The organism is Mesorhizobium sp. P160219 (genome assembly GCF_057786095.1).
Genome location: NZ_JBYNWG010000001.1, coordinates 5,900,774 through 5,914,468, shown reverse-complemented (window position 1 = coordinate 5,914,468; position 13,695 = coordinate 5,900,774). Strand labels below are relative to the sequence as shown.

Genomic DNA, 13,695 nt, shown 5'->3' with positions numbered 1-13,695 from the left:
CGGCAGAGCGTCAACGCACCACTTCGCGATGGCCGCTGGGCAGCCGGGTGGCGATCAGCTTGTCGATGCGGCGGCCGTCGAGGTCGACGACCTCGAAACGCCAGCCTTGCGCGTCGACGCATTCGCCGGTCGCCGGCAGATGGTGCATGTGCGACAGCACATAACCGGCGACGGTCTCGTAATCGCGATTTTCCGGCAGGTCGATACCGAGAACGTCAGCCATCTCGTCGGCTTGCATGTATCCCGCGAGCAGCCATGAGCCGTCCTCGCGCTTGACGGCGTTTTCCTCGTCGCCGGCGTCGGTATCGGCCCGGAAGACGCCGGTGATGGCCTCGAGAATGTCGGCAGGCGTGACGATCCCTTCGAAATGGCCGTATTCGTCATGCACCAGCGCCATCGGCACGTCGGATTCCTTCAGCTTCTGCAGCACATCCAGCGCGTCGGCCTGATCGTAGACGATGGGGGCGGCGCGCACATGCTTGCGCGGATCGAGTGCGCGGCCGGCAAGCAGGGCGGCCAGCACGTCGCGCGTCTGAACAACGCCAACCATGACGTCGACGCCGCCATCGCCGGCCGGCAGGCGCGAATGCTGGGTCTCCATCAAGAGCTTGCGGATGGCACCCTCATCGGACTGCAAATTGATCCAGTCGACCTCGGTGCGCGGCGTCATCACGGCGCGCACGGCGCGATCGCCGAGCCGCATGACGCCGGCGATCATGCGCCGCTCGTCAGATTCGATGGTGCCGTGGTGCTCGGCCTCGGCGACCAGCATCTTGATCTCTTCGTCGGTGACCTTCTCCTCGCTCTCGCCGCGCTGGCCAAGCAGCCACAATATGGCGCGGCCGGAAATGTCGAGCAGGAACACCAGCGGCGCGGAGACGGTGGCTAGGATGGTCATCGCAGGCGCCGCGCGGGCGGCAACACGCTCGGGATCGCGCAGCGCGATCTGCTTGGGCACCAGCTCGCCGACGATCAGCGAGAAATAGGTGATGATGGCGACGACGATCCCGACGCCGAGCGGGTCGGCGATGTTTTCGCGCATGCCGGTCGTGGCCAGGTACACCGAAAGCCTGTCGCCCAGCGTGGCGCCGGAGAAGGCGCCCGACAGCACGCCGACCAGAGTGATGCCGATCTGCACCGACGACAGGAATTTGCCGGGATTGGAGCCGAGCGTCAGCGCACGCCCGGCGCCATTGACGCCGCGGTCGATCATCGCCTTGAGCCGCGCCGGGCGCGACGACACGATGGCGAGCTCGGACATCGACAGAAGGCCGTTCACACAGATGAGGACGACCACGGTGGCGATTTCGACGTATAGCATCAGGGCTCAATAGCATTGCGGCGGGCCGCAGGAAAATAGTCCGCGATGATTTTTGGAAAATGACAGTGGTTCAGGGGAATTGCCTGAGCACCCCGACAACAGCCTTGCCGTCGGTGAAATAGGGATCGCCGCCGCCGTTGCGTCCGGTCCTGGTGGCGCCGATGCCCGGGATGTCGCTCACCGAGATCACCATGCCGGCCGCCGACAGGTCGTGGATCACGAGATCGCGCTCGGCGTCGATGTCAGGGGCGATATGGTGGGTGATGGCGCCGGTATCGTGGCTGAGACCAACGCCGCGGTCGAAGCTGGCCGAGCCCATCCAGAGCGTTCGGCCGTCGTCGCCGGTCGCATCGCTGCGCCAGAAGCGGACATGATGGCGCCGGTCGGCGCTGCCGCCGACCGGCTTTTCGAAGGCGAGATCCTGGGCGCGGCCTTCGAACAGCAGCCGGCTGACCGGGGCGTCAGGATAGGGATGATCGAACAGCACGCTCTCACCGATTTCGATCGCGGTCTTTAGCGTCACGCCATCGGCCGTATCCCATCCGGCCATGGCGAAGGCATGGATCATCTCTTTTTCGGTACCGACAAGGCCGATATTGATCGGGTCGCCCGGAATGCCTTGCGGCGTGTGTGTCACCATCTCGAAAGTCTGCGTGCGAAAGCCGCGGTCGCGAACCGTCCAGAATTCCGGCGCAGCGACATAGGCGAGGGCCAGCCAGACCGCCAGAAGAGCGGCGAGCCAGGTCAATGCGCGTCGTTGCAGGCTTCGTCGGCTCATGAAAGCGGCTCGATCCGTGCGGTATCTGTGCCTGACGGACCCCGGAAATCAATGGCCAGCGGCGAGCAGCCGTTCTATCGTCGGCCATCGTTTTTGCGGGGGGTGAGCAGGAATGGATAAGAAGCCGGTGGGTCGCAGCTCGATGGCATTGACCGCGGACCTTGTCGCAAGGGTCGAGCGTGTCGAACCGGATGCGGGTCCCGAGCCCGGAACAACCGAGCATACAGACGCGGAGTTCGATAGTCTTGTCGAGCAACTTCTGTCGGAGCATCGGCCTGAAGCGCTATGGGTCTTTGCCTACGGGTCGCTGATCTGGAACCCCGAATTTGCCCATGTCGAGCAGCGCCCGGCCACGGCGCCAGGATGGCACCGCTCGTTCTGCCTGACGCTGACCCGTTGGCGCGGAACCCGTGATTTGCCGGCGCTGATGCTGGCGCTCGATCGAGGCGGCAGCTGCAACGGCATCGTCTATCGGCTGCCCGCGGAAGACCATTTCGGGCAACTTGGCCAGTTGATGCGCCGCGAGATCGATGCCAACCCGCCGACTAACGTGCCATGCTGGATCAAGGTCAAGACCAAGGATGGGCCGTTGCGGGCCTTGGCTTTCGTCGCCGCGCCAGACGGCAGGGCCTATGCCGGCCGGCTGCCATTGGAGCAGGTTGCCGACACGCTGGCGCGGGCTGCCGGGCATTGGGGCTCGTCGGCTCAATACCTGTTCCGAACCGTCAGCAAGTTGGAAGAGAGCGGTATCCGCGACAGGAACCTTTGGCGCATCCAGGATCTGGTGGCCCAGCAAATCATCGCTTCCACCAGGAACGCCAATCCCGACTGATTTCTGAACGGTGAAACGCTTTAGCGGCAGGCGCGGTAGCCGCTTTTGCGGTTCTTGATGTCGAAATGGAAATGGTTGCGGTGATCGTAATTGTAGCCGGGACCGAGCACGGTGGCGAAATACTGGCAGCCGTCGGCACGCACATTGTTGAGGAAGCCGCGGGTGCGGAAGGCAAACAGGCCGGGCTTGCGCACGTCGATGTCGTCGCCGTTGTTGAGCTCGATGCTCATGACGTCGAGGGCGTTGCCCTTGCCGTGCTCGGACAGGACACCTTCGCCGGCGATGTTGCGGCAGGAATAGCTCGAGCCCTGGTGGATGGTCTTGACGCCCGAGAAATAGCGCCAGCGGGCGGAGGGAACCAGTTCGTTGCTGGTCCAGGCGGCGAAACTTGCGGCCATGTCGCAGGTCAATGTTGCGGCGGGCTTCATCTGGATGCCGCCGATGGCGGAGACCTTGACCGGCCAGTCTATGCCGCACTGTCCCTCGTGGATCGGCTGGACATCGGTGTAGACGACGCGAAGGCGCTTCAGCTCGCCACGGCAATCGGTTTCGCTGGCCGGCATCTGCTGCGGCTCCGACTCCGACATCGGCTCGTCGATGCGCGGATAGGCGGCAGTCATATAGGGATTGGACGGGACGAGCTTCTGCATGCCTTCATATTGCGGCACGGCCGCGGTCTGCGAGCCAACATCGACGGCCGGCTGCAGCGACAGCACGCTGCCCGTGTTGCAAGCTGAAACGGCGGCCAGCGCAAGACCGGCGGCCAGTATCGCTGTGCTTTTTGCCTTCGCGGCGGCGCGAAATATTGCGGCCATGGGCGGAATCCTGTCCTTGATCGGTGGGATTTTAACGATCAAGGGTAAAGGAAAACTCAGCGTCCGCGTTCATGCCTGCGGCCGAAATGCGGCAGCCAGACCATCACCGGCATGACGATCACTGGAGGGCCATCACTGGCAGAAAGTGCCACCATTCCGGCGCGGTTCGAGATCGAGATGGAAATGCAGGGAATGGTCCGGGTCCGCGCCCGGTCCAAGCACGGTCTTGAACGGTCCGCAGGCGGCCTTGCGCACCGCATTGAGGAATTTGCCGTCCTTCTCGGGCGGCGTTGGACCGACTTCGACCTTTCTGCCATCCGACAACGTGAAGCTGGCAATATCGAGCGCGTTGCCGAAGGCATGTTCCGACAGATGGCGCGTGCCGTTGCGCGGCCGGCAGACAAAGGCCGATGCCTGGTTGATCGATTTCAGGTCGGCGCCGAATTCGGCTTTCGCCGCAGGCTGGATGATTTCGGCGGCAAAGCGGGCTGCCGCCTCGGCCATCGGGCAGTTGAGTTCGGTCGCGGGGCCGATGGCGATGGATTTTCCGAGCGACTTCAGCACCAGGGGATAGGGGATCGAGCAGCCGATGTCGGGATTGCTTTCCGCCTTATGCTCCTCGAATTCGACACCAAGGGCCGTCAGCCGCTCGCGACAGGCGACTTCCGCCGCCGGCATTTTTGCATCGGGCACATCGGCCGAGCGCGCATCGGGCAGCATCTTCTTGTCGCCGGCATCGGGTTTTTCAGGTGGTTGCGGAGCAACGGCCAGCGGCTGAGCTTCAGGTTCCGAAGTGTCTGGCTTTTGTGTCGGAATCGGCACCGCGGCCGGCGGCTCGGGCTCGCTTTGCTTATCGGTCGACGGCTTCGGGGCTGACGGTCCGGGCCGCGCCTGCTTTTTAAAACGGGACTTTTCTTCGTTGAATCGATCGTCATTGGACCGGTTGGGCGCGCCAAGGGGGTTCGGACCTTCGGCCTTTTGCTTTTCGATCGGTGCCGCGCCGGTCTTCGGCGCCTCTGAAGGACGCGCCTCGGGCAGCGGGACAACGCGCGAGGGCTGCACCGGAACATCGGCGGGCGAGGGCTCTTTATCCGGGGTCTTTTGTTCCACCTGCTTTGGCGTGATGTGCCGCTGTGGCCTGGGCTTCTGGCGGTGTTTGCTGCGCGGCTTAGGATGCGAGTCGACCCGCGGTGAAAACAACTGCTCCAACCGCTGTGACAGCGGCGTGTAATGCTTCTTGCGCTGTTTGGCGTCGGCTTGCGTCAGCAGGGGCGTCAGCAGCAGAGCCGTGACGACCATGACTAGTGCAACCCTGCATGTTCGGGAAAGTACAACAGACCCCATCGTCCTCAACGGCGCGAACGCCCGGAGGTTGCCTGCGGCCCATCACGAACGGTAACGACGTCGTTACGCGCCAATCGCTTCCAGCCCTTCTTCCAGCCAGTCGGCCAAAAGCGGCATGCCGAGCAGGTATTTCGCCGTGCGCTTGTTGGCGCGGTCGCGCGCGGCGGCAACCGCATCGGACCATTCCGCTGCGTCATAGTCGCCGCGGCCGACCCAGGCCAGCGCGATCAACTCGGCCGCTTCGTCGACGTTGAGGTCGTTGATCAGCTCGCGCAGCTCTTCCTCGGTGAGGTCTTCCGCGCTTTCCTCCGCCAGACCGTCATGGTGGTGATTGGCATGTGATTCACCATCGAGCTCGACCTCATGCTCGGCACCGTCGGCATAGTCTTCGTTGACGGCAGCACTCAGTCCCTTTGCCTTGAGAATGAACAGGCGCACGGTGTCCGGGCCGATAGATAGCTCCCATTCCCGCTCACGGCGCTGTTGCACTCTCGGGGTACCCCCGCTGATCTTCCCGAATGATAGCTGATTTGCAGCGCGCGTCACGTCATGTTCTGATCCCTGGCTCCCGCCTTGACGGAATTCAGGTTAGGCACGGCCGCACAAATAGTTTCGGCGGCTGCGGGTTTCCGGGATGAAAAGTCTGCATCCCGGCGTTAGCTTTTCATTATCGTCATTTTCCCTCAAGATCGTCATTATCCCTCAAGGAGGCTTCGATGCATAAAAGAGTGTTGATCCAGGCGGCTGCGGCGGTTGTCGCGCTGCAGTTCTTTGCGGTTCCGGTGTTTGCGGCCGGCGGCGGTGGCGGTGGTACCGAGACCACCACCCAGTGCAAGAAGGGGCAGGTCTGGGACAAGAAAAAGCAGAAATGCGTCGCGCCGAAGTACGGCATGCTGGACGACGACAACATCTATGATGCTGGTCACGACATGGCCATGGCCGGGCGTTATGATGAGGCAATCGCCGTGCTCAGCCTTGCCGCCAACAAGCAGGATCCGCGCATCCTCAACTATCTCGGCTATTCGCATCGCCATTCCGGCCGTGTCACCGTCGGCCTCGGCTATTACGAGGAAGCGCTGCGCATCAACCCGGATTACACGCTGGTGCGCGAATATCTCGGCGAGGCCCATCTGCAGATCGGCGACCTGGCCGGCGCCCAGGAGCAGCTGGCCGAGATCGAGAAGCGGACCGGCAAAGGTTCCCGCGAATACGGCATGCTGGCCGAACAGATCTACCATTTCATGAGAAGCTGACCCCACCCCAACGGCTTCTCTGGGCCGGCTGCGAGCAATCGCAGCCGGTTTTTGTTGTCGCAACTGCAACACGCTGCACATGCCGTGACGGCAATTGCGCAAGTCGGCTCATGATTTTTCAAAGAGCCTGCTTTTTCAGCGTGAAAAACGCGCGAGGATCGCTATATTGGGGAAAATTGCGGTGAAACGGTTCCGTTAGCCCGAGGCTGCCGGACCCGTTTTCTTTTTATACCCATCGACAAGGCTTTCCCCGAAATGCGGGGGTGGCGGCAGGAAAGGTCAGGCATCATGAACAAGGTCCCGATGACAGGCGAGGGGTTCGCGTCATTGAAGGAAGAGCTGCGTTGGCGCCAGCAGGAGGAGCGGCCACGCATCATCGAGGCGATCTCCGAAGCGCGCTCGCATGGCGACCTGTCCGAAAATGCCGAATATCATGCCGCCAAAGAGGCGCAGAGCCTCAATGAGGGCCGTGTCAACGAACTGGAAGACTATATTGCTCGGGCCGAGGTGATCGACGTCACCAAGCTTAGCGGCGACAAGGTCAAGTTCGGCGCCACGGTGGTGCTGGTCGACGAGGACACCGAGGAAAAGAAGACCTACCAGATTGTCGGCGACCAGGAAGCGGACGTGAAATCGGGCCGTATCTCGATCTCATCGCCGATCGCGCGCGCGCTGATCGGCAAGGAAGTCGGCGACGCCATCGAGGTCAACGCGCCTGGCGGCGCCAGGGGTTATGAGATCGTCCAGGTGCAATTTATCTAGCACCTCAGATACTTCTGAAAGGCTCTAGGCTGGTGCTCGTGATTTGAGCGCCAGTTGCTTCTTAGCTTCCGCCACCACCTTCGCCGGCGTTAGGCGCTCCCCCGATGCGGCCAGCAACGTTGAGGCATATTGCCCGCGCGGGCCGGTCAAACCCGGCTCGGTCGCCAGGAACACCGCGACCGTCGGCAGGCCGAAGGCGCTGGCGAGGTGGGTCAGACCGGTGTCGGCGCCGATAACCAGCGTCGAGCGGCCAAGGATCGCGGCAATGTCTGCCAGCGGCGATCTCGGCACCACGATCGTTGACGGCACGGCTTTCGAGATCGCCTTGGCCACCGCCTTCTCACGCTCGTTCGACCAGGTGGTGACCGGCGTCATTCCGCTACCAACCAGCAGGCGAGCCGTTTCGATCCAGTCTTCGGCGGGCCATTTCTTGTCCTCGCGGCTGGTGCCGTGCAGCAGGAAGGCCGTCTTGCCGTCGATGCCGGCCAGGCCGCCGGGAGGCGGCACAATCCCGGATGCGAGCGCCGAAAGATCGGGCTCGTAGCCGAGCGCCAGCCCGAACAGCCGGCGCGTGCGTTCGATGGCGTGCAGGTTGCGCGGCACGGCGTATTTGCGCTGGTAAAACAACGTTGCCGAGGGCTCCCGCGCGCTTGCGCGGTCGAAACCTGCGATTGGTGCCGCTGCCTGTTTCGCAACCAGGGCCGATTTCAGCAGCCCCTGCGCATCGATGACGAGGTCGTACTCGCCTGCTTGCAGAGCGCGGCGCAAGCTTGTCGCCTCCCGCCATGTGCCGGCGTTGAACAGATGCTTGCGCCAGCGCCGGATGGCGACGGTATGGATCTTTGCTATCGCCGGATGCAGCGCGACGATGCCGGCAAAGGCCTCTTCGACGCACCAGTCGAAGGCGATATCGGGGCGCTTGCGGCGTGCATCTTCGACGGCGGGGAAGGTGTGGATGACGTCGCCCATCGAGGAGGTCTTGACGATCAACACCTTCATGCGGCGGCCGGGAGTTCCAGCAACCTGTCCGCCGCCGCTGCCACTCGGGCAACGTCCAGCGTCTTCAGGCAGTTGAGGTGGCCGAGCGGACAGACCTTCCGGTGGCAGGGCGAACAGGACAGATGCAACCAGATCAGTTCGCGCTGTTCAGCCAACGGCGGCGTGTTTTCCGGCGAGGTCGAACCGTAGACGGCAACGACCGGCGTGCCGACGGCGGCCGCGACATGCATCAGCCCGCTGTCGTTGGACACCGCCAGCCTGGCCGCGGCGATCAGGTCGATGGCGTCCTCCAGCCGTGTCTTTCCTGCCAGATCGACGACACCGGGCGCGAGTGCTGCGATCTCGGCGGTGACGTCGCGATCGTTCTTCGAGCCGAACAACGCGACCTTGAATCCTTTCGCCATCATCTCTCCGGCGAGGCCGGCATAGCTTTCGCTAGGCCAGCGTTTGGCCGGACCGAATTCGGCGCCGGGCATCATGGCGACGAATTTTCCCGGCTGCACTGTGAAGCGAGCGAGCAGTTCTTTCTGATTGCCGGCGTCGACGGTGAGCCGCGGCGGCCGGAAATGTCCGCCTTGGGCGAGGCCAAAATAGGCCTGCGCGGTGCGCCGTTTGACGGCATCGGGCAGCGGCACGATGTCGGTCAGCAGGCCGTAGCGCATTTCCCGGAGATTGCCGAAGCGGCGGGGGATGCGGGCAAAGAACGGGATCAGCGCCGATTTCCAGCTGCCCGGCAGGACGTAGGCCATGTCGTAGCGGCCGCGCAGCAGGCGGCCGAAGCGGCGGCGAATGGTGAATTCGAGCGCGCCCGGTTGCAGCGGGAAATCGATCTGCTGGCGAATCTCGGGCATGCGCTTGACCAGCGGGGCCGCCCAGGCCGGGGCCAGCACGTCGATGGCGGCGTTGGGATGGACGTCCTTCAGCGCTGAAAACAGGCACTGCGCCATGACCATATCGCCCACCCAGCGTGGGCCGATCACGAGGATCGTTGGGCTTTCAGCCATTCGACATAGTCTCTGACGCCGGTTTCCACTGTGCGGAATTGCCCATTATAGCCGGCTGCACGCAAACGGGACATATCAGCCTGGGTAAAACTCTGGTAGCTGCCCTTGAGGTGATCGGGGAATTCAATGAACTCGATCTCGCCCTTGCCCAGCGTATCGATCACGGTCTCGGCAATGGCGCGGAACGGCTGGGCGCGGCCGGTGCCGCAGTTGAAGATGCCGCTCGAGCCGCGCTTCCACAGCCACAGATTGACGTCGGCGACATCGCCGACGTGAATGAAGTCGCGGCTTTGTTCGCCGGGGCCGAAGCCGTCATGGGCGCCGAACAGCTTTGGGTTTTCGCCGCGCCCGACCTGATTGAACAGATGGAAGGCGACCGAGGCCATGGCGCCCTTGTGCGCCTCGCGCGGGCCATAGACGTTGAAGTAGCGCAGGCCGGCGACCTGCGAATGATCGGTGTCGAACACAGTGCGCCTGACATAGTCGTCGAATAGTTTCTTCGAATAGGCGTAGACGTTGAGCGGCCGCTCAAGTGCGGGGTCCTCGCGAAACTCCGAACCGCCGCCGTAGACGGAAGCCGAGGAGGCATAGAGGAACGGTATGCGCAGCGAAAGACAGCCATGCAGCAAGCGCTTTGAGAAGGCGTAGTTCACGTCCATCATGAACTTGCCGTTCCATTCCGTGGTGGTCGAGCAGGCGCCCTGGTGGAAGACGGCCTCGACGCGGCCTAGGTCGCCGGCTTCCAAGGTGGCCAAGAATTCGTCCTTGTCGAGATAGTCGGCTATCTGCAAATCGGCCAGGTTGGCGATCTTGTGGCCGTCGGTGAGGTCGTCGACGACGAGGATGTCATCATGGCCTTCGGCATTGAGTGCGGCGACGATGTTGGAGCCGATCATGCCGGCCCCGCCCGTGACGATGATCATGAAGGCCTCTGGTTGCTTGCGATTCCGGTCCTTATAAGGGAGGGCAGCCGGGCTGTCGATGAAGCACCACGACGCCATAGTGAGACCGCGAAGCGCCCGCTTTATTCGAGGCCCGCAAGCTAGGGGACAAAAAATGCCGTCGACCGAACTGCTCATTGCGTTTTTCGCCACCACGGCGATCTTTGCCTATATTCCAGGACCGGCCATGCTCTATGCCGCCGCGCAGACCATGGCGCGCGGGCGCTGGTCGGGGCTGACGGCGGCACTTGGCATCCATCTTGGCGGTTATTTCCATGTCTTTGCGGCTGCCGCCGGGCTGTCGGTGCTCTTCCATGCGGTGCCGCCGCTCTACATGGCGGTCAAGCTCATCGGCGCGCTCTATCTGATCTGGCTTGGCGTGTCCTTGTTCCGCAAGCGCGGGGACGGTGACAGGGCGCTGCCGGCGATCGAGCGCAAATCGGCGCGCCGCGCATTTTTCGAGAGCATCACCGTCGAAGTGCTCAATCCGAAGACGGCGATCTTCTTCATGGCGTTCCTGCCACAGTTCATCGATGCCTCGGCGGGGTTCCCGGTGTGGCTGCAATTCGTCGTGCTGGGCACCATCGTCAATTTAATGTTCTCTTCGGCAGATATTGTCTGCGTGTTGCTGGCAGGCATGGTGATCGCCCGGCTGAAGCGCTCCAGCCGTGCGCAGCGGATCATGCAGCGGGCGGGCGGGGCGGTGCTGGTCGGACTGGGCGTCCACGTCGCGCTGCAGAAGAGCTGACGGCCGCCCTGACGTTGCGCTGCGCGGATTTGCGGTATATCGGCTTCGCCATGAACGATCCGGCCCGTAAATTGACAATTTTCAGCGTGATTGAGGTCGGCCTTTCCCTCGCATTGCCAGTGACATGATCAAGCACAATCCGCCTTCGCCCGAACCTTTGCACCGCGCCATTGCCCGCTTTGGCGACGTTGCCGTGCTGGTGGTCGGCGACTTCATCCTCGACCGTTTCGTCAACGGCGTCATCGAGCGCATCTCGCCGGAAGCGCCGATCCCGGTGCTGCACGGGCGCGGCGAGACCTCGACGATGGGCGGCGCAGGCAACGTTGTCGCCAACATCGTCTCGCTGGGTGCCAGCGCTATTCCCATATCGGTGATCGGCACCGATGTGGCCGGCGACAATCTGGTGCGCATGCTGCGCGAACTCGGCGCCGATACGGCTGATATGGCGCAGGAGCGCGGTCGCATGACGTCGTCGAAGAGCCGCTTCAGCGCGCTCAATCAGCAGGTGCTGCGCTTCGATGAGGAAGAGATCAAGCCGCTCGACGACAAGGAACGGGCGGACCTGGTCCGGCATTTTCGCGCCGCACTCACGCGCGCCGACATCGTCATTCTGTCCGACTATGGCAAGGGCATCTTGCTCGACGGCGTCGCCGCCGACCTGATCGCCATCTGCCGCGAGGCGGGAAAACCGGTGCTGGTCGATCCCAAGGGCCGCGACTATGCGCGCTATGCCGGCGCGACCGCCATCACGCCCAACCGCAAGGAGCTTGGCGAAGCTGTCGGTCGCCCGGTTTTCGCCGACGACGAGATCGTCGCGGCGGCACGCCAGCTGATTTCGGCACATGGCTTCGACTTCGTCGTCGCCACCCGCAGCGAAAAGGGCATGAGCGTCGTCGGCGCGGATGAGGCGCGCCACATCGCCACCCAGGCGCGCGAAGTGTTCGACGTTTCGGGCGCCGGCGATACGGTCATCGCGAGCTTCGCGCTGGCTCTGGCCGCGGGCGCCGATCGCGTCATGGCCGCCTCCATCGCCAATGCCGCTGGCGGTGTGGTGGTGGGCAAACGCGGCACCGCGCGGCTGACCGTGGAGGAACTAACCGGCGCGCTGTTCCGCTCGCACGGCCCCACCGCCCACAAGGACGCCATCCTAGATGCCGCATCGGCCGCGCGCATGGTGGCGGCGTGGAAGGACGAGGGCCTGAGCGTCGGCTTCACCAATGGCTGCTTCGACATATTGCATGCCGGCCATGTCAGTCTTCTCCACGCGGCGCGCAGCCAGTGCGACCGGCTGGTGCTCGGCCTCAACAGCGATGCCTCGGTGCGTCGGCTGAAAGGCGCCGGGCGCCCGGTCAACGATCAGCATGATCGTGCCTGCGTGCTCGCCGCCCTGGCCTCGGTCGATGCGGTCGTGGTGTTCGAAGAGGATACGCCGCTGGCGCTGATCGAGGCGCTTCTGCCCGACATTCTGGTCAAGGGCGCCGACTACACGGTCGAAACCGTTGTCGGCGCCGATGTGGTGCAGAAGGCGGGCGGGCGCGTCGTCCTGGTCGACCTTGTCGCCGGCAAGAGCACCACCGGCACGATCGGCAAATTGCGCGCCGGCGGCGGTACCAACTGAGGGATTTCATGTCCGGACTGAATGACTATCTGGTCCGCTCGGCGGCCGCGATCACCGCGACAGTCGAGCGTGACCTGACCGCCGAGATGGAACGTGCTGTGAGTGCGGTCGTCGCCGCGCTTTCCTCGGGCAAGGCGCTGCTGGTCTGCGGCAATGGCGGCTCGGCCAGCGACGCCATCCACATTGCCACCGAACTGGTCGGCCGCTTCCTTAAGGAGCGCAAGGCCTACAATGTGATTGCGCTGCCGGCCAACGCGGGCATGCTGACCGCCTGGGGCAATGACTATGGCTTCGACACCGTGTTTTCGCGCCAGGTCGAGGCGCATGGCGCGCCCGGCGGCGTGCTGCTTGCCATCTCGACCAGCGGCAATTCGCCGAGCATTCTGGCTGCCGCCGAACAGGCTCGGATGATGGGCATGACGGTGGTCAGCCTCACCGGCGACAGCGGTGGCAAACTCAAGCCGCTCACCGACATACTGCTCAACGTGCCCTCGACCTCGACGCCGATCATCCAGCAGGGACATCTCTGCCTCTACCACTATCTCTGCGAGGTGGTGGAAGACCGTCTGTCGAATGGCTGACACCGGGGCCTACGGTCCATACCCGCTGGCTGAGCCCGGCCTGTGGGTTGAGCGGGTGGGTTCGCGGGTGTTTCCAGCCAACGCGCCGGCGCTGTTCCTCGACCGCGACGGCACCATCAATGTCGACACCGGCTATCCCGACGATCCAGCCAAAATGGCGCTGCGCGACAGCATCGTGCCGGTCATCGCCGCCGCCAACCGGGGCAACATCCCGGTGGTCATCGTCACCAACCAGTCAGGCGTCGCGCGCGGCTATTTCGGCTGGAAGGAATTTGCCGCGGTCAACGGCCGGGTTCTCAAGCTGCTTGCCGCCGGCGATGCCTTCGTCGACATGGTTCTGGCCTGCGCGTACCACGAGGCGGGCAGCGGTCCGCTGGCGGTCGCCGACCATCCGATGCGCAAGCCCAATCCGGGCATGCTGCTACAGTCCCGGCAGCGCCTCGGCCTCGATCTCAAACGCTCGCTGATCGTCGGCGACAATCCCGCGGATATGCAGGCCGGACAACGTGCCGGCCTGCCGCGCGGCTGGCTGGTGGATGGCGAGGGAAGTAATGAGCCGGGCTTCGAGGTTCTGCCGCTGCGCAACCCCGATGATCTGGAAGGGCTTTTGAGGGCTGTCGAGTCGCTCGGATCGAGACTGATTTAGCTTTCCGGATCTGTTGCGACGCAATCTCAATGGGTTAGCTTGAGCGTTTCACC

The 13,695-nt window shown here is 63.6% G+C and carries 15 protein-coding genes; 7 read left to right on the top strand and 8 right to left on the bottom strand.

Annotated elements, in window-relative coordinates:
* Positions 1-10: 10 nt before the first annotated feature.
* Both AC3EMP_RS28600 and AC3EMP_RS28595 read right to left on the bottom strand, forming a co-directional pair.
* Complete coding sequence (locus tag AC3EMP_RS28600) at positions 11-1,321, bottom strand: hemolysin family protein (protein WP_023724931.1); 1,311 nt, start codon at positions 1,319-1,321, stop codon at positions 11-13.
* Positions 1,322-1,391: 70 nt separating this feature from the next.
* Positions 1,392-2,099, bottom strand: a complete 708-nt coding sequence (locus AC3EMP_RS28595; protein ID WP_023724930.1) for an LssY C-terminal domain-containing protein — start codon at positions 2,097-2,099, stop codon at positions 1,392-1,394.
* 112 nt (positions 2,100-2,211) lie between these two features.
* On the opposite strand from AC3EMP_RS28595, the gene AC3EMP_RS28590 reads away from it, so the two are divergent.
* The gene (locus tag AC3EMP_RS28590; protein ID WP_023671986.1) at positions 2,212-2,931 is read left to right on the top strand and encodes a gamma-glutamylcyclotransferase; all 720 of its coding nucleotides are present in this window, start codon (positions 2,212-2,214) and stop codon (positions 2,929-2,931) included.
* 20 nt (positions 2,932-2,951) lie between these two features.
* Here the strand turns inward: AC3EMP_RS28590 and AC3EMP_RS28585 are convergent, their stop codons facing one another.
* From AC3EMP_RS28585 to AC3EMP_RS28575, 3 genes are all read right to left on the bottom strand, one after another.
* On the bottom strand, positions 2,952-3,746 hold the full coding sequence (locus tag AC3EMP_RS28585; RefSeq protein WP_352712037.1) for an extensin-like domain-containing protein: 795 nt from the start codon (positions 3,744-3,746) through the stop codon (positions 2,952-2,954).
* 132 nt (positions 3,747-3,878) lie between these two features.
* Positions 3,879-4,955, bottom strand: a complete 1,077-nt coding sequence (locus AC3EMP_RS28580) for an extensin-like domain-containing protein (protein ID WP_023748179.1) — start codon at positions 4,953-4,955, stop codon at positions 3,879-3,881.
* Positions 4,956-5,153: 198 nt separating this feature from the next.
* On the bottom strand, positions 5,154-5,579 hold the full coding sequence (locus AC3EMP_RS28575) for a DUF3775 domain-containing protein (protein ID WP_023683751.1): 426 nt from the start codon (positions 5,577-5,579) through the stop codon (positions 5,154-5,156).
* 227 nt (positions 5,580-5,806) lie between these two features.
* Between AC3EMP_RS28575 and AC3EMP_RS28570 the strand changes: the two genes are divergently transcribed.
* Positions 5,807-6,343, top strand: coding sequence for a tetratricopeptide repeat protein (locus AC3EMP_RS28570; RefSeq protein ID WP_352843006.1), 537 nt, complete (start codon positions 5,807-5,809; stop codon positions 6,341-6,343).
* 288 nt (positions 6,344-6,631) lie between these two features.
* Complete coding sequence (greA, locus tag AC3EMP_RS28565) at positions 6,632-7,105, top strand: transcription elongation factor GreA (RefSeq protein ID WP_023671981.1); 474 nt, start codon at positions 6,632-6,634, stop codon at positions 7,103-7,105.
* 24 nt (positions 7,106-7,129) lie between these two features.
* Here the strand turns inward: greA and waaC are convergent, their stop codons facing one another.
* From waaC to rfaD, 3 genes are read right to left on the bottom strand one after another with little or no spacing between them, the layout of a single operon-like run.
* Positions 7,130-8,104 carry a lipopolysaccharide heptosyltransferase I gene (gene waaC / locus AC3EMP_RS28560; protein ID WP_023671980.1) on the bottom strand — a complete coding sequence of 325 codons (975 nt, stop codon included), beginning with the start codon at positions 8,102-8,104 and terminating at the stop codon, positions 7,130-7,132.
* The gene (gene waaF / locus AC3EMP_RS28555; protein WP_031215287.1) at positions 8,101-9,108 is read right to left on the bottom strand and encodes a lipopolysaccharide heptosyltransferase II; all 1,008 of its coding nucleotides are present in this window, start codon (positions 9,106-9,108) and stop codon (positions 8,101-8,103) included. Before waaF ends, waaC begins: the two co-directional genes overlap by 4 nt.
* Complete coding sequence (gene rfaD, locus AC3EMP_RS28550) at positions 9,081-10,031, bottom strand: ADP-glyceromanno-heptose 6-epimerase (protein ID WP_023671978.1); 951 nt, start codon at positions 10,029-10,031, stop codon at positions 9,081-9,083. Before rfaD ends, waaF begins: the two co-directional genes overlap by 28 nt.
* A 133-nt stretch (positions 10,032-10,164) precedes the next feature.
* On the opposite strand from rfaD, the gene AC3EMP_RS28545 reads away from it, so the two are divergent.
* From AC3EMP_RS28545 to AC3EMP_RS28530, 4 genes are all read left to right on the top strand, one after another.
* Positions 10,165-10,797 carry a LysE family translocator gene (locus tag AC3EMP_RS28545; protein WP_023689716.1) on the top strand — a complete coding sequence of 211 codons (633 nt, stop codon included), beginning with the start codon at positions 10,165-10,167 and terminating at the stop codon, positions 10,795-10,797.
* Positions 10,798-10,921: 124 nt separating this feature from the next.
* Complete coding sequence (gene rfaE1 / locus AC3EMP_RS28540; RefSeq protein WP_023671976.1) at positions 10,922-12,415, top strand: D-glycero-beta-D-manno-heptose-7-phosphate kinase; 1,494 nt, start codon at positions 10,922-10,924, stop codon at positions 12,413-12,415.
* 8 nt (positions 12,416-12,423) lie between these two features.
* Positions 12,424-12,996, top strand: a complete 573-nt coding sequence (locus tag AC3EMP_RS28535) for a D-sedoheptulose-7-phosphate isomerase (protein WP_023671975.1) — start codon at positions 12,424-12,426, stop codon at positions 12,994-12,996.
* Positions 12,989-13,642, top strand: coding sequence for a D-glycero-alpha-D-manno-heptose-1,7-bisphosphate 7-phosphatase (locus tag AC3EMP_RS28530; protein WP_023728202.1), 654 nt, complete (start codon positions 12,989-12,991; stop codon positions 13,640-13,642). The genes AC3EMP_RS28535 and AC3EMP_RS28530 overlap by 8 nt, the downstream gene beginning before the upstream one ends.
* The last annotated feature ends 53 nt before the right edge of the window (positions 13,643-13,695 follow it).